This is a genomic window from Sphingomonas sorbitolis, assembly GCF_036663875.1.
In the GTDB taxonomy this organism is placed as follows: Bacteria; Pseudomonadota; Alphaproteobacteria; order Sphingomonadales; family Sphingomonadaceae; genus Sphingomonas.
The window spans coordinates 1-20,598 of the sequence record NZ_JAXOJS010000012.1 but is presented as its reverse complement, the minus strand read 5'-3'; the positions used below and the strand labels follow the sequence as shown (position 1 = coordinate 20,598).

Genomic DNA, 20,598 nt, shown 5'->3' with positions numbered 1-20,598 from the left:
CGGCGCTCGTTCATCGGCCCGCCTAGGAGTTCGCCACTTCAACGCGACGCGCCGCCCGCGCATGCTCTTTCGTGAAATCGCCGACGCCGCGGTCGGTGTTGCACAGCCTGTCCCAATGGCGGAAATACAGGCCGTAGTTGCAGCCATAGAGTTCGTGGTGCCGCTGATGATGGCTGGCCGTGATCAGCCATCCTCCCAGCGGGCCCGACCACATGAAACGCGGGAATATTTCCCATCCCATGTGGTTCGTGACCCCCATTACCGTCATGATCGTAAGCACGATACCGAGACCGGCGATATGGATCGGAACCAAGAACACCAGCAACGGAATGACCACCGCGCCGGTCAACGCCTCGATCGGGTGAAACGCCATCGCGGCCCAGGCCGTCGGCGGGCGGCTGGCATGATGCAGCGCGTGCGCCAGCTTGAACGGTTTGGGACGATGCATCCAGCGGTGCGTCCAGTAGAACCAAGCATCGTGCAGCAGCAGATACAGGAAAACCGAGACCGGCAGGTACCAGAGCGGATAGGCGTGGATGTCGGCGTACACCTGCGTCCAGCCATGATGCTGCCATCCCCACGCGACCACGCCAGCCGGGATTCCGTAAAGCGCTGCGGACGCCAGGCTCCAGATGATTTCGCGGCGGACCTGCGGGTCCAGTCCGAGGTACAGCCCCGGATGCTTGCGGACCGTTATCCACGCGAACGCGCCCGACACGAGGAGATAGCGGACGCCGACGATGACGGTCATCGCGACGGCGGAGAGGATGATGGCGAGCGTCATGCTTGATCCTCGACGACTCTGCGATCGGCGGCTCGCACGGCAAGCGCACGACGACGCGACGGAAGCCCCCACCACGGCGTTCCCGGCGAGAGATGATGCTCGTGATGATACCCGCCGAAGTGGAAGCAGGTCAGCAGCGACAGGACCGGGCCCACATCGATGCTGTGCGCGCGGTGCGAATCGGCAAAGGGAGTCTCGCGCTCCCGGTGCGGCAACCACGTCCCGAACACGAACAGCTGTGCGACCGCACCCAGCGCCGGCAGAGCCCAGAAGATGACGATGTTGCCGAGCGGTGCCCCGAGCAGCAGCGTATAGATCAGCGCGACCACAGTGATCCGGATGATCTGCCCGTGCGAATAATAGGTCTTGAAAAACTGGAGGAACCAGCCGCCGAGACTTGCATCGCCACCGTGAAAATCGGGATCCCCCGCCCTCCCCGTTTCCTTGTGATGCAGATGATGCTGCGGCAACAGTGATGCATAGGACAGGCAGGCATAGAGCGACAGGCAGGTAGCACCGATCGCGCGGTTCAGGCGCGGCCGATCGGGTGCCAGCGCACCGTGCATCGAATCATGCGCGACGATGAACAGTCCGGTACTCAGCCAAGTCTGTACGATGACCATCCCGATGGCCAAGGGAATTGTATCCGCGCTCCACCGCCAGAAGAAGATGCCGGTTACGTGGATCGCCAGCCACGCCACGACGATCGCGGCGGACAACGACACGCCGACACGCGTCTGGTGCCTCAGGGCCTCCGCTTGGCGAACCGTACCGCTCACTTCTTCGCGTCTGCCGAGACGAGGTTTCCGGCTTTGTCGGGACGTACCGCACGCCGCTGCGGATCGGCGTTCGCGCGCAACTGCGCCTTCAGCACCGACGGCTTGCGCGCGAACAGGAAGCCGTGGCTGACGGTACCGTCCTTGCCCTCGACCGCGTGGTGCAGGCGGTGCGCTTGCAGCAGACGCTTGAAATACCCCTGCTTGGGTACCCAGCGAAAGCCGCCGCGCTGATGCACGAGCATGTCGTGTACGAAGGCATAGATGCCGCCGTACACCGTGATGCCGAGCGCTGCCCACCACAGCGGTTCCCACCAGAGCCCGACGACGAACAATACGATCGGCACGATTGCGAACACGATTGCGTAGAGGTCGTTCTTTTCGAACCAGCCGTCATGATCTTCGTGATGCGACTTGTGCCAGCCCCAGCCCCAGCCGTGCATGACGTAGCGATGCGCTGCCCACGCGAAGCACTCCATGAACAACACCATGAAGACGACGATCGCGAGTTTCTCGAACCAGGTCACTGTGCTCGATCGCACGAAATGACGATGGCCGGGTGCAACGAATTCAACATGATGCCTACATAACGGTTACCGGCGTTCGATGCGAGGGCGCGCCGCCACAAAATCTCGGGTCGGTGACGGCTGCGGCCGGCCTTTTGTCGTCGCCGTTTGCAGAACGCTGTCATGGGCCTTCGCGACGAGGCGTGCCGGTAAAATCCCATCACCCTGGCACCGGAGGGTGACGAGCCGCGTTCGACCGCCATGATCGCCCGAGTCTTACACGCCGACCACCGGGACACTCCCTCCTGGCTGTTGATCGCAGCCATGCTGATGAGTTTTCTCGCGGCCCAATATCATCACCGCTTCTCGGTGGATCCGATCCGCGCGGCCCCCGCGATCGCATCATTGATGGCACTCGCCAGCGCGCTGGCGATCGGCAGGTACACCGCGCGACCCCGGCTCGCGGCCGGCGCGACCGCGTTTCTTCAGATGACGCTGTTTACGCTGCTCGGCGTCGTGCTGGCGTATGCGTTGGCGGCGAATGCCGGACAATTGTGGGACGCGCGGCTGGCCGCCGCCGACCGTGCAATCGGCTTCGACTGGCCGGTTGTGCTCGCCTTGCTGGACACATGCCCTCCCGTGATCTGGCTACTCGGATTAGCGTATCACAGCCTCACCTTGCAGATGATCGTCGTCATCGTCGCGTTGAGCGGCATGGGGAAATTCGACACGCTGAGGATAATGGTCTGCGCGGCGATCCTGTCCGGTTTCGTCACCATATTGATTTCAGGCCTTACCCCGGCGATGGGCAACCTGTTCGATCCCTCCCGCTATGTGCATCTCTGGCCATCGATAGCCTGGCTGGAACAGGGGCTGATATCCGGGCTTCGCGACGGATCCCGACGCGTGCTCGACCTCTCCATGCTCATGGGGATCGTCAGCTTTCCCAGTTTCCACGCGACGCTCGCCGCCATCTTCATATGGGCATTCGGCGCGATGCCGCGGGTTGCCCTGCCGGGCCGGACATGGGCCATACTGACGATCGTCGCGACGCCGGTCTTCGGCGGTCACTATGGGGTGGACGTCATCATGGGGCTTGTCCTCGCACCGCCTGCCCTCCTTGCAGCCCGCCACCTCACGCGGCAAAGGCAGTTGTTCCATCGGCTGGACTCAGCTCTGCCGGCCTGACGTCGGTCTCACGGCCGAGCGCCGCGTCGACCATCGCCGCCGCCTCGGCTGCGCCGCCTGCCGCCGCCATATCCGTCGCCATCTTGCGTGCCGCACGACGGTATTCCGGATCGCGCAACACCAGCCGCAACGCCGGTTCGAGGCCTCCCTTGCCCGCGTCGGCAGCGGAGACGACGCGGGCAGCTCCGATCCGCTTCAGACGCGCCGCCGTCGCCGGTTGTTCGAATGCCAGCGGCACGGCAACGATCGGAACACCGGCCGCCAGCGCGTCCAGCACCGTATTGAACCCGCCATGCAGGATCGCGGCAGAACATAGGGGCAGGATGCGGGTCTGCGACCAGAATGCCTTCACCAACGGGTTTCCCGGTAGCGAGTGGGCTTCGCGGTCGCTCAGCCCGCCGCCGTGCGCCACCACTGCACGGGCACCCATCGCGGAACAGGCCGCCGTCATCGCCGCGAACAGCGATCGGCGCGCCCCCTGCAACGACCCCAGCGAACAGAATATGAGCGGTCGACCGTCGTCGTCCGGCAGGTTTTCCTCGGGCTCGTCTCGCCGCCAAGGCCCGCCGTATCGAAAGCTCTCCGGCAAGGCCAAGCGCGGAAAGTCCAGTCCTTGCGGGCATTGCGCGATCTGCAATCGTTCGGACCATTGATATCGGGGGTCGGGATCGAGCTCCCAACGCCGTGCATAGGTCGCCACCATCGTTGTGATCGGCCGCATCAACAGGTCGCTGACTGCGTACCCCCCATTGTTGCGATTCCGCCCCACCGCATCGGGACGATACGCCCACCCGAGAAAGGGTGGTGGTACCGTCGGCTCCCTGAGCAAGGGCAATCCGGTAACGGCGGTCACGAACGGCAGCCGGAGATGTCGTGCCACCAGTGCTCCGGCTGGCTCGACCGAGTCGGCGACGATCGCATTGACTCCCAGCCTCGACAGCGCCGTCGGGAGAGCCCTCAGAAGCAGCTCCGTCATCGATGCGGTGCCGCGGATCATCCGCGGTAGTCCGATAGGCCCCGATGGCTGCGCCAGCTTGCGGTAATACTCCGCCAGCAAGCCCTGGCCGTCGGCGGGATGATCGAGCGCCGCAAACCCAACACCGCAGGCGGGCACCAGCGACGCGACCTCGGCCAAGTGGAGTATCGTGACTCTATGCCCCGCTTCAACAAGCGACGTTCCCAATGCTGCTAGCGGATTGATGTGGCCCGCCGTTGGCGGCGCGATGATGGCAATATGCCGCCTTTTGACCGTCAATGCCGTGGAGCTTTCCGTCGCCGTCGTATTCGGTCGGTTACTATCAGCATGCGAGGGAAGAGCGATAGCGCAATAATTCGGAGGTAGTACCGCCTCACCAATGACCGCGACCGGCGAATTCTAAAAGGGAGGTTTGATGCGAGCGAAGCCGACCGGCGCCTTGACTTCCAAGCGTGTAACGGGCCCGGAGCTAGTTAAGGATCGGTCCGAAGCACCAAAACGATCGATATAGCTTCGCTTCCGTTAGCGATACGCGGTAAATCACCCGAGCATACCGATGAACTATCGGCCGTTGCTAAAATACGGGCTCGGGCGTTCGTAACCGCATGAACGCCAACCCGCTATCGATCCGAGACCAGACCAAGAGTAGCATCGTAAGGCAGGTACGGACCCTGTTTAATGATCGGGCACGCGGCGAGGAGCCGGTGACGCGCAGCGACGATGCGCTGTTTCCGCCCGAGTCGATGATCTGGCGCGTGCACGGCGATGTTGTCAGCATGATGGTAGGCGGCGTCACCGCGCTGCTGCTTCAGATGCTGCATCCTGCAGTTCTGGCAGGCGTCTGGGACCATTCGAACTTCCGAACCGACATGCTCGGCCGGCTGCGGCGCACTGCCCGGTTCATCGCTGCGACCACCTATGGTGAGCGGACCGAGGCCGAGGCAGCGATAGCGCGAGTCCGCGCGGTGCACGCGCACATCGGCGGCACGCTTCCTGACGGTACGTCCTACCGGGCCGACGACCCAAACTTACTGGCGTGGGTCCACATATCCGAGGCGTGGTCCTTCCTGGCTGCCTGGCAACACTATGGGGATCGTCCCCTCACACCCGCGCAGGAGGATCTTTATTATGCCCAGTTTGCCACCATAGGCGCCGCACTGGGTGCCGACGCTCTCCCGCGGAACCGTGCAAGCACACATCAGGCCCTTCGCACCATGCAGCCGGTGCTGGTCGCAGACGGTCGCACGCGCGAGGTGGCGCAGTTGGTCCTTGGTCAGACACCGAGCAACCCTCTGGCGATACCGCTGCAACGGATCGTCGCGCAGGCGGCGGTGGACCTTCTCCCGAACTGGGCACGTCGGATGCATTGTCTGAAGACTTCGCCGATATTTATGAAACCGGTCGTCCGGTCCGGTGCACGACAAATGGCGAAAACGTTGCGCTGGGCCTTCGACGGGACTTCAATCCGAATACCCGGATGTGGACGCTTCTAAAGCGCATGGTGGTCGTGCGGTTGGGGTCATTGGCCCGCGGGCGAAGGGCAAGGTCTGGGCGAGCCGGATTATCGCGAGCCGCGCATCGAAGTATTGCAATGGCCTGGCGGACCTACGGCGGCCGACCTGCCCCTCCCAATCCTGACCGAGCTACCAGATAACGATATTCGTGCAGTATGTCAGCCGAGATAGCAAACTCATTGATCCAGATTGAGATGGCCAGGATCGCTGGAACATTGCCCATCCGTGCCGGTTCGGTTTGTAGCGGTGGGTTGAACGCGCCGCAGGCCCCAGGAGAATGTCATGACAAAGCTTCTTACGCTCGCAGCAATGATCGCACTGCCTGCCGTCGCGGCGGTCGCGCAGGCCCCCGCCGCCTCGACCTATGTAACGAAGGCGGGTGCCGGCGATCAGTATGAAATCCAGTCCAGCCGTTTGCTGCTCACCTCGACCAAGAACGCCAAGCTGCGTTCGTTCGCATCGATGATGGTCACCGATCACACCAAGTCGACCGCGGATGTGAAGGCGGCTGCAATGCGCGCTGGCCTGCACCCTGCGCCGCCCAAGCTCGATGCTATGGGCACGAAGAACGTCGCGGCCTTGCGCGCAGCCACCGGGACTGCGCGCGACCGGTTGTATGTCGAACAGCAGAAGTCTGCGCATCAGCGCGCGCTGACACTGCACCAGACCTATGCACAATCCGGAACGGCGGCGCCGCTCAAGACGGTCGCGGCCTCGATTGCGCCGGTCGTGCAGACCCACATAACCGAGCTGTCCACGATGTGACCGACGCGCGATGGCCGGCGATTGCACCTGCGCGCCGGCCATCGCTGCACCAGGACCTGGCGCCGCGCGCATCGACAGGAGATCAGACATGAACGATACCAACCCACATAGCGACGACGCGCCGCCAACCACTTGGAAACGCGGCGATTCTCTCGGGGCGGCTGCTATTTCAGCGCGCAAGGGCGATGCGATCGTCGCGCGTGCGGTTACTATCAACCGGCCCGTTGCCGAGGTGTTCGCCTATTTTCGCGATTTTGCCAATCTGCCGACGTTCATGGAGAACGTCGAACGGATCGACATTCTGAGCGACACGCGGTCGCACTGGGTCGTGAAGGCACCCGCCGGCAAGACAGTCGAATGGGACGCGGTCGTGACCGAAGAGGCACAGGACAGATTGGTCGCCTGGACGTCCGAGCCTGGTGCCGATGTCGCGAACAGCGGCCGGGTGGAGTTTCGTGATGCCGGCGCGCGGGGTACGGTCGTCACCGCGACCATTGCCTATGATCCGCCCGGCGGAATCGTCGGCAAGCTGATCGCCAAGATGTTTCAGCGCGAACCGGCGATCCAGGCACGCCGCGACCTGCGCCGTTTCAAGCAATTGATGGAAACCGGCGAGATCGCGACCGCCGCGATGAACCGCAAGCAGCATGAAGAGGAACTCGCCTGATGCGCGCTTTGGCCTGGCACGGTAAACACGACGTGCGCGTCGATACCGTCGACGATCCCGAAATCGTCAATCCGCGTGATTGCATCATCAAGGTCACCGCAACCGCGATCTGCGGCTCCGACTTGCATCTGTACGACGGGTACATCCCGACGATGCAGGCGGGCGACATTCTCGGCCACGAATTCATGGGCGAAGTCGTCGAGGTCGGCGCCAAGTCGACGCTGAAGAAGGGGCAGAAGGTCGTCGTGCCGTTCACGATCGCGTGCGGCAGCTGCTATTATTGCGGCAAGCATCAATATTCGGCGTGCGACAACGGCCTGCCCGCCGACAACCAGGACATTGCACAGGAGCTGTACGGTCAGCCGATGTCGGGTTTGTTCGGCTACAGCCACATGACCGGCGGCTATGCGGGCGGCCAGGCGGAATATGTCCGCGTGCCGTTCAGCGATGTCGGTCCGATCGTCATTCCCGACGGCGTCGAGGACGAGAAGGTGCTGTTCCTGTCGGACATCCTGCCGACCGGCTGGATGGCGGCGGAGAATGCGCAGATCGAGCCGGGCGATACGGTTGCGGTCTGGGGCTGCGGTCCGGTCGGGCTGTTCGCGGTGCAGTCGGCGTTCCTGATGGGCGCCGAGCGCGTCATTGCCATCGACCATTTCCCGCATCGTCTTGAATTGGCGAAGAAGTTCGGCGCAGAGACGATCAATTACGAGGAAAGCGCTGTCTACGAGGCATTGATGGTGATGACCGGCGGGATCGGTCCCGATGCGGTGATCGACAGCGTCGGGCTGGAGGCACACGGCTTCTTCGTCGACAACGTGATCGACCAGATCAAGGCGTCGACCTTCCTCGGTACCGATCGTGCGCACTCGATCCGCCAGGCGATCATCGCGTGTCGCAAGGGCGGACGCGTGTCGATGCCGGCGGTCTATGGCGGGTTCATCGACAAGTTCCCGCTCGGTGCGCTGATGGAGAAGGGGCTGACGCTCAAGACCGGCCAGACGCACGTCCAGCACTACATGCCCGCACTGCTCAACGCGATCATGGAGGGCAAGATCGACACGACCTTCCTGATCTCGCACCGGATGGACCTGGAGGACGCGCCCAAGGGCTACGACATGTTCAAGAACAACCAGAACGAAGTGACCAAGGTCGTGCTCAAGCCCGGCTTCAACTGAGGGGATCTGACGACATGGCCGATAAATTCGCGATCATCACCGGGGCCTCGACGGGCATCGGTTTCGAACTCGCCACGCTCGCGGCGAAGGACGGCTACGACATCCTGGTCGTCGCCAACGAAGCGCTGATCCAGTCCGCTGCCGCCGACTTCAAGCAGTTCGGCACCGACGTGACGGCGGTCGAGGCGGATCTGTCGACGATCGAGGGCGTCGATGCGCTGCTGGCCGCGACCAACGGGCGGAAGGTCGACGTGCTGTGCGCCAATGCCGGACACGGTCTCGGCCACGGATTCCTTGACCAGACAGTCGACGACTGGCGCAACGTGATCGATACCAACATCACCGGCACGCTGTACCTTCTTCAGAAGGTGATGCCGGCGATGGTCGCGCGTAATGACGGCAAGGTGCTCGTGACCGGGTCGGTCGCAGGCTACATCCCCGGCGCGTTCCAGGCGGTCTACAATGGCTCGAAGGCGTTCATCGACAGCTTCACCGAGGCACTGCGCAACGAGATCAAGGACGCGGATGGCGTCACGCTGACGACGCTGATGCCGGGGCCGGTCGATACCGAATTCTTTGACCGTGCCGACATGAACGACACGTCAGTGGGCACAGATCCGAACAAGCGGGATCCGGCCGATGTCGCCAAGGACGGCTGGGATGCGCTGATGAGCGGGAAGGCGTCGGTCTTCTCGGGCTTCATGACGAAGGTCCAGGGCGTACTCGCCAACGTCATCCCGGGGTCGGTACTCGCCGAACAGCACCGGAAGATGGCTGAACCCGGCAGCGCCAAGGACTGATCGGCGGGTTGCCGGACTGCCTTGCAATGCTCGGTGGTGCCCAGCCTCGATAGGACTGGGCACCACGTCGATGAGGGGGAAGTTACAGATGGCGGCACCGTTGACGATTCGGCGATCGGTCGTCGTCATCAGCGACTGGGTCGATGGCCCGCATCCCGAGCACGACCGGCCGTCATCCTCCCTGCTGCCGGCACACGCAGCCGCCCCGGTCAGTCAGCCGTGGACCGACGATCTTGCCCCCGCGGAGGTGATGGGGGGATATCTGGAACGGCTGCCGCTCGCGTTGATCGCCGCCGGCATCGTCGAACAGGCCGAAGTCTGGCATCACTGGCGCGGCGAAGACGAGCCTCCATTCCGCAGGGATAACGCGGTTCTGGCGCGCCGCGCTTTCCGGATCGACGGCGAGCATGCCCCTTTTGCTTCGTCGCAAATGCATGCGTTCGTCGAGGCGTTCGGCGCGCCGCATGTCCTCGTCGTGTTCGGTTTGGGCGTTGCGCCCGACCTGCTCGAACTCTGCGCGAACAGCATAATTCTCTACAACTCGATCGACGCGCCATCGCTGCGCGTACCGCCCGAGGTCAGCGAGCATTTCGATCTCGTCATCACCGGCGCACAGTGGCAGTCGGACGAAGTCGAGGCGCGCCACCCCGGCATGCGCACCGCGATCCTGCCGGTCGGGCCTGAGTTCGCCGCGATTGACCAGTTCCGTCCGCTCGGCACGCCCAAGGATTTCGACCTGATCTACGTCGCCGCAGCGCAGCCGTACAAGCGCCACGACATCCTGTTCGACGCCCTCGCGCAACTTCCGCGCGACGTCCGCGCGCTCTGCGTATTCGGCTATGGCGAGGATGCCGACGCACTCCGCCAACGCGCCTGCGATCAGAACCTTTCGATCGAGTTCGTCGGACCGCCGGGCGTGCCTATCGAAGAGGTCAATCGCCTGATGAACCGCGCCAAGTTCGGCGTCGTCTGCGGCATCGACGACGGCGCGCCCGCGATCCTCACCGAATACATGCTCGCCGGCCTGCCCGTACTCGCCAATGCGGAATTACGCTGCGGATTGCAGTTCATCCTGCCCGAGACCGGCATGACGGCTTCGACGAACGGGTTTGCCGATGCGATCCTTACAATGCGCGAAACCTACGAAGAATATCGGCCCCGCCAGGCCGTATTGGAACGTTGGACTTGGCAGCATAGCGTTGTGCGTTTGGGTGCGATTATCCAGCAAATACATGATGCAAAGCAATTACATTTGCATAGTCAGGTCTGAGGCGTGGGCTTAGGTTCGATCGACAACGCGGATAACCGCGGATTTGTGGATTGGAAGAGCGTGCACGGTACCGGACCTATTCTCATGCCCTCGAAGTCCGACGATGCCGCCCCGCCGCCGCTGATCTGCTTCTCGCACCTGCGCTGGGATTTCGTCACGCAGCGCCCCCAGCATCTGATGAAGCGGTTTGCGCAAGCCCAGAGCGTGTTCGTCTGGGAAGAACACATCCCCTGTGACCATCCGCTGCCGTTCTTGGAACACCACCCGTTCCCCGCCGACAACGTGATCGCGCTACGCCCGCGCCTGCCGCATTGGTGGAATGCCGAGCAGGTCGAGGCGGGCTTGCGGCAACTCCTCGACATGCTGGTCGCGACGAGCATTCGCGCCAAGCCTGTCCTCTGGTTCTACACGCCGATGATGTTCCCGTTCGCCGAGCATCTCGAAGTCGCTGCGATCGTCTACGACTGCATGGACGAACTGTCAGCGTTTCGCTTCGCCGACCCCGCCCTGCTCGACCGCGAAGCCCGGTTGCTCGCGCGCGCCGACCTCGTCTTCACCGGCGGCTACAGCCTCTACGAAGCCAAGCGCGGCCGCCACCCCGACGTCCATGCTTTCCCCTCGGCCGTCGACGTCGCGCATTTTGCACAAGCCCGCACCGGCAATGTCGAACCAGAGGACCAGCGCCACATCCCCGGCCCGAAGCTCGGCTTTTTCGGCGTCATCGACGAGCGCATCGACTTAGCGTTGCTCGACGCGGTCGCCGTTCAGCGACCCGACTGGTCGTTCGTGATGATCGGCCCGGTGGTGAAGATCGACCCCGCGCACCTGCCACGCCGCGCCAACCTCCACTGGCTCGGCGGACGCTGCTACGACGAACTCCCTGCCTATCTCTCGGGCTGGGACGTTGCGCTGATGCCGTTCGCGATCAACGCCGCGACGCGCTTTATCAGCCCGACCAAGACGCCCGAATATCTCGCCGGCGGCCTGCCCGTCGTCTCGACGCCGATCGTCGATGTGATCCGCCACTATGGTGACGCAGCGGCCGTCTCGATCGCCGCCGACGCGCCCGCGTTCGTCGCCGCCTGCGAGGCAGCCCTCGCCCTCCCCCGCGAAGGCGCATGGCGAGACGAAGCCGACCGCCTGCTCGCCACGCAATCCTGGGACCGCACGCAAACCGCCATGGCAACCGAGATCGACCGCGTCTTAAACGGGAAAAAATACGCTCCCGCCCCGAAGCGCGAACGCTACGACACGCTGATCGTCGGCGCAGGGTTCGCCGGCGCGGTCCTCGCCGAGCGGCTTGCCAGCGACAGCGGCCAGCGCGTGCTGGTCGTCGACCGCCGCCCGCACATCGGCGGCAACGCCTATGACGAACACGACGCGGCCGGCGTGCTGATCCACCGCTACGGCCCGCACATCTTCCATACCAACTCCGCCGACGTGTTCGAGTATCTGTCGCGCTTCACCGAGTGGCGCCCGTACGAACACCGCGTCCTCGCCAGCGTCGACGACAAGCTCGTGCCGATGCCGATCAACCGCACCACGCTCAACGCACTCTACGGCCTGTCGCTCAAGGACGACGCGGAAGCCGCCGCCTTCCTCGCCAGCCGCGCGGAATCGGTCGCGGACATCCGCACATCGGAAGACGTCGTCGTCGCAGCGGTCGGCCGCGATCTCTACGAGACGTTCTTCCGCGGCTACACGCGGAAACAATGGGGCCTTGACCCGTCCGAACTCGACCGCGCCGTCACCGCGCGCGTGCCGACGCGCACCTCGACGGACGATCGCTATTTCACCGATACATTCCAGGCGATGCCGGCGAACGGCTACACCCGGATGTTCGAGGCGATGCTCGACCACCCCGGCATCACGCTCGATCTCGGCGTCGAATATCGCGACGTGATCGACCGCATCGACGTCGACCACATCGTCTTCACCGGCCCGATCGACGAGTATTTCGACTCCCGCTTCGGCAAGCTGCCCTATCGCAGCCTCCAGTTCCGCCACGAGACGCACGACGTCGCGCAGTTCCAGCCGGTCGCGGTCGTCAACTATCCCGACGAAACCGTGCCGCAGACGCGCATCACCGAATACAAGCATTTGACCGGCCAGCTCCACGCGAAGACCAGCATCAGCTACGAATTCCCGAGCGCGGAGGGCGACCCGTATTACCCGATCCCCCGCCCCGAGAACCAGGCGCTGTTTAAACGCTACGAGGCGCTCGCCGATGCGGAGGAAGGCGTGACCTTCGTCGGCCGCCTCGCGACGTATCGCTACTACAATATGGATCAGGTCGTCGGGCAGGCGCTCGCGACGTATCGCCGCATGGTCGCCAAGTCCGCCGTCCTCGAAACCCCCGTGATGGCCGCCGAATGACCCGCATCTGCCTGCTGACCGACAGCCTCGCCCCGTCCGGCGTCGGCGCACACATGATGACGCTCGCCGAAGGACTGGACGGAGACGAGATCGTCGTCGCCGCGCGGCCCGGCACGGGCCTGCTCGAACACGCCGCCGCCAAGGGTTATGCGGTGAAAGCGCTCGACGATGATGCAAACCTCGCACGCTGGCTCGACCGCGCGGCGCCCGATATCGTCCACGTCCATGCCGGTATCGGCTGGGAAGGCCACGCCGCCGTCCGCGCCGCGCATGCCGCCGGCGTGCCGGTGATCCGGACCGAACACCTCCCCTACCTCCTCACCGACACCGCGCAGTGCGACGAACACCGCGAAACCTCGGCCGCGCTCGCATGCCTGATCTGCGTGTCGGACGCCGTCGGCGACAGCCACCGCGCAGCCGGCGTCGATCCGGCTCTCGTCGCAACGATCCACAACGGCGTCGGCGCGCACAAACCCTCTCGCTCGCGAGAAGCCCTCCGCAGCGAATGGGGCGTCGGCAATGCCCCTGTCCTGCTGATGGTCGCGCGCTTCGCCGAGCAAAAGGGCCACGCGCTCCTGCTCGACGCGCTGCCGGCAATTCGCGCTGCGCACCCGGACGTGATCGTGCTGCTCGCCGGCGAAGGCCCCCTCCTGACGCAGACCGCACGCGCCGTTGCCGCCAAGGGGCTGGCCGGTACCGTCCGCATGCTCGGCACCCGCAGCGACGTCGCCGACCTGATGACGCTCGCCGACCTGCTCGTCCTGCCGTCCGCATTCGAAGGCCTGCCGCTGGTCGCGCTTGAAGCGATGTCCGCGGGTCTCCCCGTCGTCGCCACCGTCGCACCCGGCAATGCCGAAGCGATAGAGGACGGCGTCACCGGTCGCCTCGCCGCCGCGGACCCGGCCAGCTTCGCCGATGCGATCGTCACGTTGCTAGCCGACCGCGACCGCCTCAAGACAATGGCCGGTGCCGCGATCGAACGCCAACAAGACCTCTTCTCGGCCGATCGCATGATCGCCGACACGCGCGCGGTCTACGTCGCCGTGCACGACCAGACAGACACCAAACATAAGGGAGACGGCGTGGAGCGGACACGGATCGGGTTCATCGGCGCGGGCGGCATCGCCAACCGCCATTTCGGCGTGCTGGAGCAGTTCGACGACGTCGCGATCGTCGCGGTCGCCGATGTCGACATGGCCCGCGCGACCGAAGCCGCCGCCCGCTTCGGCGCTCGCGCATTCGACGATGCCGCGGCGATGCTGGCCGCGGTCGAGCTCGACGCGCTCTACATCTGCGTGCCCCCCTTCGCGCACGGCGAACCCGAACGCCTGGCGATCGAGCACAAACTGCCGTTCTTCGTCGAGAAGCCCGTCGCGCTCGATCTCGGCACCGCGGAGGACGTGGCAGCCGCGGTCGACCGGCTCGGGCTCGTCACCGCGGTCGGCTATCACTGGCGCTATCTCGATACCGTGGACGAGGTGAAGGCGCTGCTGTCGGCGACCCCCGCCCGCCTCCTCTCCGGCTATTGGCTGGACTCCACGCCGCCGCCGCGTTGGTGGTGGAAGAAGGACGCATCCGGCGGCCAGATGCTCGAACAGACGACGCATCTCGTCGATCTTGCGCGTTATCTCGTCGGCGACGTCGTCCGCGTCTACGGCCAGTCGGGCCACATCGACCGCGCCGCCTTCCCCGGCCTCGACGTCGCGACGACCAGCACCGCGATGCTCACCTTCGCCAGCGGCGCGATCGCCAATTTCGCGTCCACGTGCCTGCTCAACTGGAACCACCGCGTCGGCCTGCACCTGTTCGGCGAAGGCCTCGCGATCGAACTCACCGACCGCGACGTGATGATCGACATCGGCCGCGGCCGCCCGGTCCGCGGCACCGGCAGCGATCCGGTCGTGCTCGAGGATCGCGACTTCATCGACGCGGTCCGCGGTGGCGAGAACCGCATCCGCTGCCCCTATCCCGCCGCGCTCGAAACGCTCCGCCTCGCGCTGGCGATCGAACGCTCCGCCGTCGAAGGCCGCGCGATCGACGTCCGCGAGCGGGAGGTGATCCATGTCTGAGTGGCGCCACGTCCGCTCGCTCGGCGTCGAACGCCCCGGCCAGGCTTATTTCTTCGGCTATGACGAAGCGCCTCCGGGTGACGGCCAGGTCCGCCTCGACCTGCTCTACACCGGGTTCTCCGCCGGCACCGAACTCACCTTCGTCAAGAACAGCAACCCGTATCTCCACTCGCGCTGGGACGCAGGCCGCGGCGTGTTCGTCCCCGGCGAACCGAGTGCGCACTATCCGGTGCCGTTCCTCGGCTACATGGAATGCGCGCGCGTCAGCGACAGCCGGGTCGACGATTTCGCGAACGGCGACGTCGTCGGCACCGTGTTCGGGCACAAGACCGGCCACACCGCAGACCCGTTCAACGACCTGCTGACCAAGCTCCCGCCCGAGCTCGATCCGATCCTCGGCATCTATATCGGCCAGATGGGTCCGATCGCCGCCAACGGCATTCTCCACGCGGACGCCGAACTACTAGGCCCCAATGTCGTCAACCTCGGCGACGGCATCCGCGGCCGCCCCGCTTTGGTGATCGGCGCAGGCATCGTCGGCATGCTGACGGCCCTGTTCGCCCAAGCCGCCGGCGCGAGCGAAGTCGTGATCGCCGACCCGTCCCCCTTCCGCCGCCTGCGCGCCGAATGCCTCGGCATCACCGCGATGACCGAGGACCAGGCCTGGGCCTATGCCAAGGCACGCTGGCTCCACGGCGGCGACGATCGCGGCGCGGACGTCGTGTTCCAGACCCGCGCCGACGCCGCCAGCCTCCACGCCGCGATGCGCGCGCTGAGACCACAAGGCACGATTATCGACCTCGCTTTCTACCAGGGCGGCGCGGACCGGCTCCGGCTCGGCGAGGAGTTCCACCACAACGGCCTCAACCTCCGTTGCGCGCAGATCAACCGCGTCCCGCGCGGGCTAGGCTTCCAATGGGACCGCCGCCGCCTCGCGAACGAAACGGTGAAGCTGTTGCTCGCCCGCGGCCCCGAGATCCGCGCGCAACTCATCACGCACGTCGTGCCCTATGACGACGCCCCCGCCTTCATAGCGCGGCTGGTCGGCGAGCGGCCCGAATTCCTCCAGATCGTCTTCAAGGTCGGCGATTGAGTACCGCACTCACTGCCGACGCCCGCCCGATCCGCATCCTGTTCGTCTTCGCGTGGCTCGTCGTCGGCGGCGAGGAGACGGAAGTGCGCCTGCTCGCCCAGGCGCTCGACCCGACCCGCTACCGAATCGAAGTCGTCGCCTGCTTCCGAAAAGACGGCATGCCCGAGCAGACACACGCGCAGTTGGAAGCGATCGGCGTGCCCGTCGATCGCACGCCCTACGCGCTCGGCTTCGACGAGACCGTCGCCTACCTCGCGAGCAAGCTGCCCGCGTACGACGTCGTCGTCTCGTGCCAGAACGTCGCGGACATCTATCCCGCGCTCGAACGGATGCACCTCCGCCCGCCGTTGATCGAGCATGGCGGCCTCGTCTCCGAAGCGCTTGCCGGTCCCAAGCATTTCACCGCGCGCTATGTCGGCGTCTGCGCCTCGATCCGCGACGCCGCCGCCGGCCGCATGCCCGGCCGCGACCACCACGCGATCGAGATCCCGTCGATGGTCGACACGCGCGCCTTCGCTCCTGCGCGTCGCACCCCCGTGCGGGCGGCACTCGGCATCGCCGAAGACGTACCACTGATCGGCTGGCTAGGCCGGCTCGACCCGAAAAAACGCGTCGAGGATTTCATCGAAGCCGCCGCGCTCGTCCATGCCCGCCACCCCCGCGCGCGCTTCGTCGTGATCGGCGGACCGGACGCCTTCATCCCCGAATACGCCGTCGCCCTCCGCAACCGCGCGCACGCGCTCGGCTTGGATACCGCCCTGACCTTCCTCGGCGACCGCGACGACGTGCCCGACCTGCTCGCCGCGCTCGACATCTTCGTCTGGCTCTCGCGCGGCGAAGGCATGCCGCACGTCATTGCCGAAGCCGGCGCCGCCCGCCTCCCCGTCATAGCAACGCAAGACAACGGCTCCGAACAACAGATCGTCGATGGAGTGAGCGGCCTGTTCGTGCCCCACGAGGATCCCCCCGCAGTCGCTGCTGCGATCACGAAACTCCTCGAAGACCCGGCACTCCGAACCCGCCTCGGCACCGCGCTCCGCGCCAAGGTCGACGGCGAGTACGCCGTCTCCGCCGTCGGTCCCCGCTGGGAAGCCCTGTTCGCCGAAGTCCTGTCCGACCGACCGCCCCTACCTCGCCCGACCGGCCTCTTCCGCAGCTTCCTGCAAGGCGGCTTCGAATCCTCCACGCACCGCCGCGCGCACGACCGCAAGCGCGTCGACGTCATCGCCGCCAGCCATCACGACACCCTCGCCGCGCATGATTACAATGAACTCGCCAAGCTCGGCATCCTGACGGTCCGCGACGGCCTGCGCTGGCATCTGATCGAAGGCGAACCCGGCCGCTACGACTGGTCCAGCCTCGACCGCCAGCTGGAAGCCGCCAAGGCAATCGGCACCGAAGTCATCTGGGACCTGCTCCATTACGGCTGGCCCGACGACATCGACATCTGGACGCCCGCCTTCGTCACCCGCTTCGCCGCCTTCGCCGCCGCAGCCGCGCGCCACATCGGCCCAGCCGCCCCCGGCGAAACCCGCTTCTACGCCCCCGTCAACGAGATCTCGTTCTTCGCGTGGGGCGGCGGCGACGCAGCCTATCTCAACCCGTTCGCCCGAGGCCGCGGCTACGAACTCAAGGTGCAACTCGCCCGCGCATCGATCGCCGCGATGGAGGCGATCCTCGCGGTCGACCCCGCCGCGAGGTTCGTCCACGCCGACCCAGTCATCAACGTCATTACCGACCCTGCCCGCCCGAACGATGCCCCCGCCGCCGAAGGCCACCGCCTCGCGCAATACCAGGCCTGGGACATGATCGCCGGAAAGGCGTGGCCGCAGATCGGCGGCCGCCCGGCATTGCTCGATATCGTCGGCGTTAATTTCTACCACAACAACCAGTGGATCCACGGCGGCCCCCCACTCGCCTACGACCACCCACTCAGCCGCCCCCTCCACGCGATCCTCGCCGACGCCTATGCCCGCTACGGCCGCCCGATCTTCATTGCCGAAACCGGGATCGAGGGCAGCGCCCGCCCCGCGTGGCTTCGCATGATCCTGCGCGAGGTGAGGATCGCCCAATCACTCGGCGTGCCGGTCGAGGGAACATGCCTCTACCCGATCCTCGACCACCCCGGCTGGGACGACGACCGCTACTGTCCCAACGGCCTCCTCGCCTGCTCGCCGATCGTAAGCAACCGTATCCCACATGCCGCACTCGCAGACGTCATTCGGACTCGGCCACTTTTAGTAGATCCAGAGAGTGCCTGAACTAAAGTACGCTCGTATCTTCAAGGCAGACCTTCAGCATGTTTAGGTTTTTCAGCAAAAATTCGAGTCTTGTGCAGCAGACTGCCGGCAGCTCTCTTAAAAGTATTTCAAATATACAATATTATCTAAGTCGACGCTGGGATAGCTCAGCACAACTGCTCATGCTTCAGATCAAGAGGTAATTCCTATATTTTGCGAAATTTCACTTAAGCTGGATTTTGAACTCGAACGTCGAGATGGGTCGCATCGACACCTGCGATGTTCTGAGGACGGCAGATCGTAATTCCAGTAGCACGCCACCTTTCGAATCGGGTTTCAATTCCTTTTTCGTAATAGGTATTACTCGAGCGGCTTCGGCTGCCTTGCAAGCGGAAGCCTTCTCTCACTTACCCCACTCCAAAGCGACCGATTCGCAACCCAGTGGGACGAGCGTTCAAGGCACCAAACGACGCGTAAACAAACGCCTATTTGTCTTTGAACGCTTAAAGTCTAACAGCGGACGGGGCTTTCTACTAACAGCAGCCTGTTGGGACCATGCCCCAAAGCCTGAACGAACGTTTGCTTACGATCATCGCCTTCCGTAAGCAGCCGGTCCGCTTTCCACCAGTTTTGAATGCGGACGGTCGTGTTTCGTCACGGCGATCCGCCACACAATTGATATCCGCACGCCCGATCGATCAGACAAGGCCCCGTGCGCGTTGATGCTCTTGGACGATGCGCCGCCACGACCGACTTCATTGCTTTGAACGGCGAAATTCCTGAAATCTTTCCTCCGCTTGTCTCTTGTCCACCGCGTCCCGCCTCATGTTCCAATCGACGGCATCACCACCAGCGCGGCAGGCAAAGCATTGCCATGCCGTGTCAGTCGCGTGGAGGCTGCGGGTTGCATCGGGATGCCACGGACAGGCGCCACGGAGCCGGTCATCTCCATCGACGAATGGTTGCAGCTAAACGGTCTGGCTAATCAGCCCGACCACCGCATCGCGCGTTGATCCGTCGCGCGATGAGAACGTATTGTTCTCCATATTCGCCTGCCTCGTCCAGATCGCCGACGCGCTCGACCGGCTGGGTGTCATCAACACGCTCCATGCCAGCGCCCTCTACGAACGCTGGTGCCTGATCAAGATCATCGCCGTGCTGATGCAAGATTTTAACTTCGTCGCCCAACCCGACTGGGTTGAGCATGTGGTGGCGTCGGCATGTCGGTCCGGCAGGCCGGACGTCAGCGGGTTTTCGCTCCGCTTCAGGCGGCGTCAGCCGAACATGTCGGCGATCCTAGACGTCGAGCCTGTGCTGGCAAATGGCCGCCGGCCCGACTTCCGCCTACGCTTCTCCGTCGACGACGCTACACCTGCGCCTAGTTCCGAACGAACACCAATTTGGGAACGCTCCCGGTCGATCTTTAAGGATATAACACGACGACACGCTGGGCTGGTCATGGATGCCAAGTTCCGCACGCGGTGGAAGAAGGACGAGCATGCCGATATGCTCAGGCTGCTGGTCGAGACGAAGAAGTACGGACAGGACGGCGATCGGGTCTTCATCCTGCAGCCGGCCAGAGAGGCCATCGATCACATCACCTCCCCGCTCGCTTGGGGAAGAGACTGCGACTATGGCCAGGCATCCCCGGTGAAGCATGCCCGTGGCAGCATCCAGCTCGCGGCGGATCCGCTGGCGAACGGCGCCTCGCTGACCAACCTGCGACGGCTGATCGCGCTTGAGCTTCAGGACGTGTTTCCGGAGCCGCTGGCCGAAGAGGTGAATCTTCCGTCCGGGCCGGTAGAGGTCTGCACGTCCACTGCCAGTTTCTGCGTCAGCTGCGGCCACGTTCACGAATCGTCCGACGTGAACCCTGCGAAGACCGAAGCGGGTAACCGGAAATGGTATTTTAAGTGCTCGGAATGCGGTGCAGGAACGATGCAGACGCACTGTTACAGCTGTGGGACGACCATTCACAAGAACGGGCTTCAGATGACCTATCACCTGACGGTCGCCGATCAGATATCGAACGTGGTCTGCCAGGACTGCAGCTCGGGGTTCTGACCCTAGACCGCCGACGCGTAGATCGTCGACTCTCAGATATAGCGCATCAGCCGATGATAGATGAAATTAAGCGAGCCCGAACGGCGTTGAAATCAACCAAATAGCGGAACGCTCGACCGCCTGACCAGCGAGAGCACTTAGGCTGATTCTGCGGGCTCGAATCGGCTGAGCGCCCTTCGATCTGCTCGAGGTCATTTTACATGGTTGATGCTAAATGAACCGCACCGGGTTTGTCGGAGGCTCCAACTCCTGAGAAGGTGGAGCCTGTATGAGCAAGACAACGAACAAGTTTGCGCCGGAAGTTCGCGAACGCGCGGTACGTATGGTTTTCG

17 protein-coding genes are annotated in these 20,598 nt (G+C 64.3%); 12 read left to right on the top strand and 5 right to left on the bottom strand.

Features of this window, described 5'->3' with window-relative positions; all coding sequences use genetic code 11:
• Positions 1-22: 22 nt before the first annotated feature.
• From U1763_RS20215 to U1763_RS20205, 3 genes are read right to left on the bottom strand one after another with little or no spacing between them, the layout of a single operon-like run.
• Complete coding sequence (locus U1763_RS20215; protein WP_332756726.1) at positions 23-784, bottom strand: sterol desaturase family protein; 762 nt, start codon at positions 782-784, stop codon at positions 23-25.
• Positions 781-1,563, bottom strand: coding sequence for a fatty acid desaturase (locus U1763_RS20210; RefSeq protein WP_332756725.1), 783 nt, complete (start codon positions 1,561-1,563; stop codon positions 781-783). The genes U1763_RS20215 and U1763_RS20210 overlap by 4 nt, the downstream gene beginning before the upstream one ends.
• Positions 1,560-2,087, bottom strand: a complete 528-nt coding sequence (locus U1763_RS20205; RefSeq protein WP_187504142.1) for a sterol desaturase family protein — start codon at positions 2,085-2,087, stop codon at positions 1,560-1,562. Before U1763_RS20205 ends, U1763_RS20210 begins: the two co-directional genes overlap by 4 nt.
• A gap of 309 nt (positions 2,088-2,396) precedes the next feature.
• Here U1763_RS20205 and U1763_RS20200 point away from each other — a divergent pair, with 309 nt between their 5' ends.
• The gene (locus U1763_RS20200; RefSeq protein WP_332756724.1) at positions 2,397-3,254 is read left to right on the top strand and encodes a phosphatase PAP2 family protein; all 858 of its coding nucleotides are present in this window, start codon (positions 2,397-2,399) and stop codon (positions 3,252-3,254) included.
• Here U1763_RS20200 and U1763_RS20195 read toward each other — a convergent pair.
• Complete coding sequence (locus U1763_RS20195; RefSeq protein WP_332756723.1) at positions 3,202-4,389, bottom strand: glycosyltransferase; 1,188 nt, start codon at positions 4,387-4,389, stop codon at positions 3,202-3,204. The two genes, U1763_RS20200 and U1763_RS20195, sit on opposite strands and share 53 nt — an antisense overlap.
• 446 nt (positions 4,390-4,835) lie before the next feature.
• Here U1763_RS20195 and U1763_RS20190 point away from each other — a divergent pair, with 446 nt between their 5' ends.
• The 10 genes from U1763_RS20190 to U1763_RS20145 all read left to right on the top strand — a co-directional run bounded on the left by U1763_RS20190 (position 4,836) and on the right by U1763_RS20145 (position 18,223).
• Positions 4,836-5,723 (top strand): oxygenase MpaB family protein, encoded by an 888-nt coding sequence (locus tag U1763_RS20190; RefSeq protein ID WP_332756722.1) that lies wholly within the window; start codon positions 4,836-4,838, stop codon positions 5,721-5,723.
• 303 nt (positions 5,724-6,026) lie between these two features.
• On the top strand, positions 6,027-6,509 hold the full coding sequence (locus U1763_RS20185) for a DUF4142 domain-containing protein (RefSeq protein WP_332756721.1): 483 nt from the start codon (positions 6,027-6,029) through the stop codon (positions 6,507-6,509).
• Between the two features lie 88 nt (positions 6,510-6,597).
• Positions 6,598-7,176: an SRPBCC family protein gene (locus U1763_RS20180; RefSeq protein WP_332756720.1), complete on the top strand. Its 579-nt coding sequence runs from the start codon at positions 6,598-6,600 to the stop codon at positions 7,174-7,176.
• Positions 7,176-8,354: a zinc-dependent alcohol dehydrogenase gene (locus tag U1763_RS20175; protein ID WP_332756719.1), complete on the top strand. Its 1,179-nt coding sequence runs from the start codon at positions 7,176-7,178 to the stop codon at positions 8,352-8,354. Before U1763_RS20180 ends, U1763_RS20175 begins: the two co-directional genes overlap by 1 nt.
• Before the next feature lie 14 nt (positions 8,355-8,368).
• Positions 8,369-9,154 carry an SDR family NAD(P)-dependent oxidoreductase gene (locus tag U1763_RS20170; RefSeq protein ID WP_332756718.1) on the top strand — a complete coding sequence of 262 codons (786 nt, stop codon included), beginning with the start codon at positions 8,369-8,371 and terminating at the stop codon, positions 9,152-9,154.
• An 88-nt stretch (positions 9,155-9,242) separates the two neighbouring features.
• Positions 9,243-10,424 (top strand): glycosyltransferase family 4 protein, encoded by a 1,182-nt coding sequence (locus U1763_RS20165; protein ID WP_332756717.1) that lies wholly within the window; start codon positions 9,243-9,245, stop codon positions 10,422-10,424.
• 177 nt (positions 10,425-10,601) lie between these two features.
• On the top strand, positions 10,602-12,800 hold the full coding sequence (gene glf, locus U1763_RS20160; RefSeq protein ID WP_443026952.1) for a UDP-galactopyranose mutase: 2,199 nt from the start codon (positions 10,602-10,604) through the stop codon (positions 12,798-12,800).
• Positions 12,797-14,869 (top strand): glycosyltransferase, encoded by a 2,073-nt coding sequence (locus U1763_RS20155; protein WP_332756715.1) that lies wholly within the window; start codon positions 12,797-12,799, stop codon positions 14,867-14,869. The genes glf and U1763_RS20155 overlap by 4 nt, the downstream gene beginning before the upstream one ends.
• Positions 14,862-15,962: a zinc-dependent alcohol dehydrogenase gene (locus tag U1763_RS20150; protein ID WP_332756714.1), complete on the top strand. Its 1,101-nt coding sequence runs from the start codon at positions 14,862-14,864 to the stop codon at positions 15,960-15,962. The genes U1763_RS20155 and U1763_RS20150 overlap by 8 nt, the downstream gene beginning before the upstream one ends.
• On the top strand, positions 15,959-18,223 hold the full coding sequence (locus U1763_RS20145; protein WP_332756713.1) for a glycosyltransferase family 4 protein: 2,265 nt from the start codon (positions 15,959-15,961) through the stop codon (positions 18,221-18,223). The genes U1763_RS20150 and U1763_RS20145 overlap by 4 nt, the downstream gene beginning before the upstream one ends.
• Before the next feature lie 734 nt (positions 18,224-18,957).
• Here U1763_RS20145 and U1763_RS21165 read toward each other — a convergent pair.
• Entirely contained in the window at positions 18,958-19,170 is a 213-nt protein-coding gene (locus U1763_RS21165; RefSeq protein ID WP_443026951.1) for a CHC2 zinc finger domain-containing protein, read from the bottom strand.
• Between the two features lie 67 nt (positions 19,171-19,237).
• Between U1763_RS21165 and U1763_RS20140 the strand changes: the two genes are divergently transcribed.
• Positions 19,238-20,266, top strand: coding sequence for a hypothetical protein (locus U1763_RS20140; protein WP_332756712.1), 1,029 nt, complete (start codon positions 19,238-19,240; stop codon positions 20,264-20,266).
• The last annotated feature ends 332 nt before the right edge of the window (positions 20,267-20,598 follow it).

Coding starts and splice junctions, on each gene's coding strand:
- U1763_RS20180 (WP_332756720.1), top strand. CDS start 6,598: ATGAACGATACCAACCCACATAGCGACGACGCGCCGCCAACCACTTGG.
- U1763_RS20175 (WP_332756719.1), top strand. CDS start 7,176: ATGCGCGCTTTGGCCTGGCACGGTAAACACGACGTGCGCGTCGATACC.
- U1763_RS20190 (WP_332756722.1), top strand. CDS start 4,836: ATGAACGCCAACCCGCTATCGATCCGAGACCAGACCAAGAGTAGCATC.
- U1763_RS20185 (WP_332756721.1), top strand. CDS start 6,027: ATGACAAAGCTTCTTACGCTCGCAGCAATGATCGCACTGCCTGCCGTC.
- glf (WP_443026952.1), top strand. CDS start 10,602: ATGAAGCGGTTTGCGCAAGCCCAGAGCGTGTTCGTCTGGGAAGAACAC.
- U1763_RS20165 (WP_332756717.1), top strand. CDS start 9,243: ATGGCGGCACCGTTGACGATTCGGCGATCGGTCGTCGTCATCAGCGAC.
- U1763_RS20215 (WP_332756726.1), bottom strand. CDS start 784: ATGACGCTCGCCATCATCCTCTCCGCCGTCGCGATGACCGTCATCGTC.
- U1763_RS20200 (WP_332756724.1), top strand. CDS start 2,397: ATGAGTTTTCTCGCGGCCCAATATCATCACCGCTTCTCGGTGGATCCG.
- U1763_RS20150 (WP_332756714.1), top strand. CDS start 14,862: ATGTCTGAGTGGCGCCACGTCCGCTCGCTCGGCGTCGAACGCCCCGGC.
- U1763_RS20170 (WP_332756718.1), top strand. CDS start 8,369: ATGGCCGATAAATTCGCGATCATCACCGGGGCCTCGACGGGCATCGGT.
- U1763_RS20155 (WP_332756715.1), top strand. CDS start 12,797: ATGACCCGCATCTGCCTGCTGACCGACAGCCTCGCCCCGTCCGGCGTC.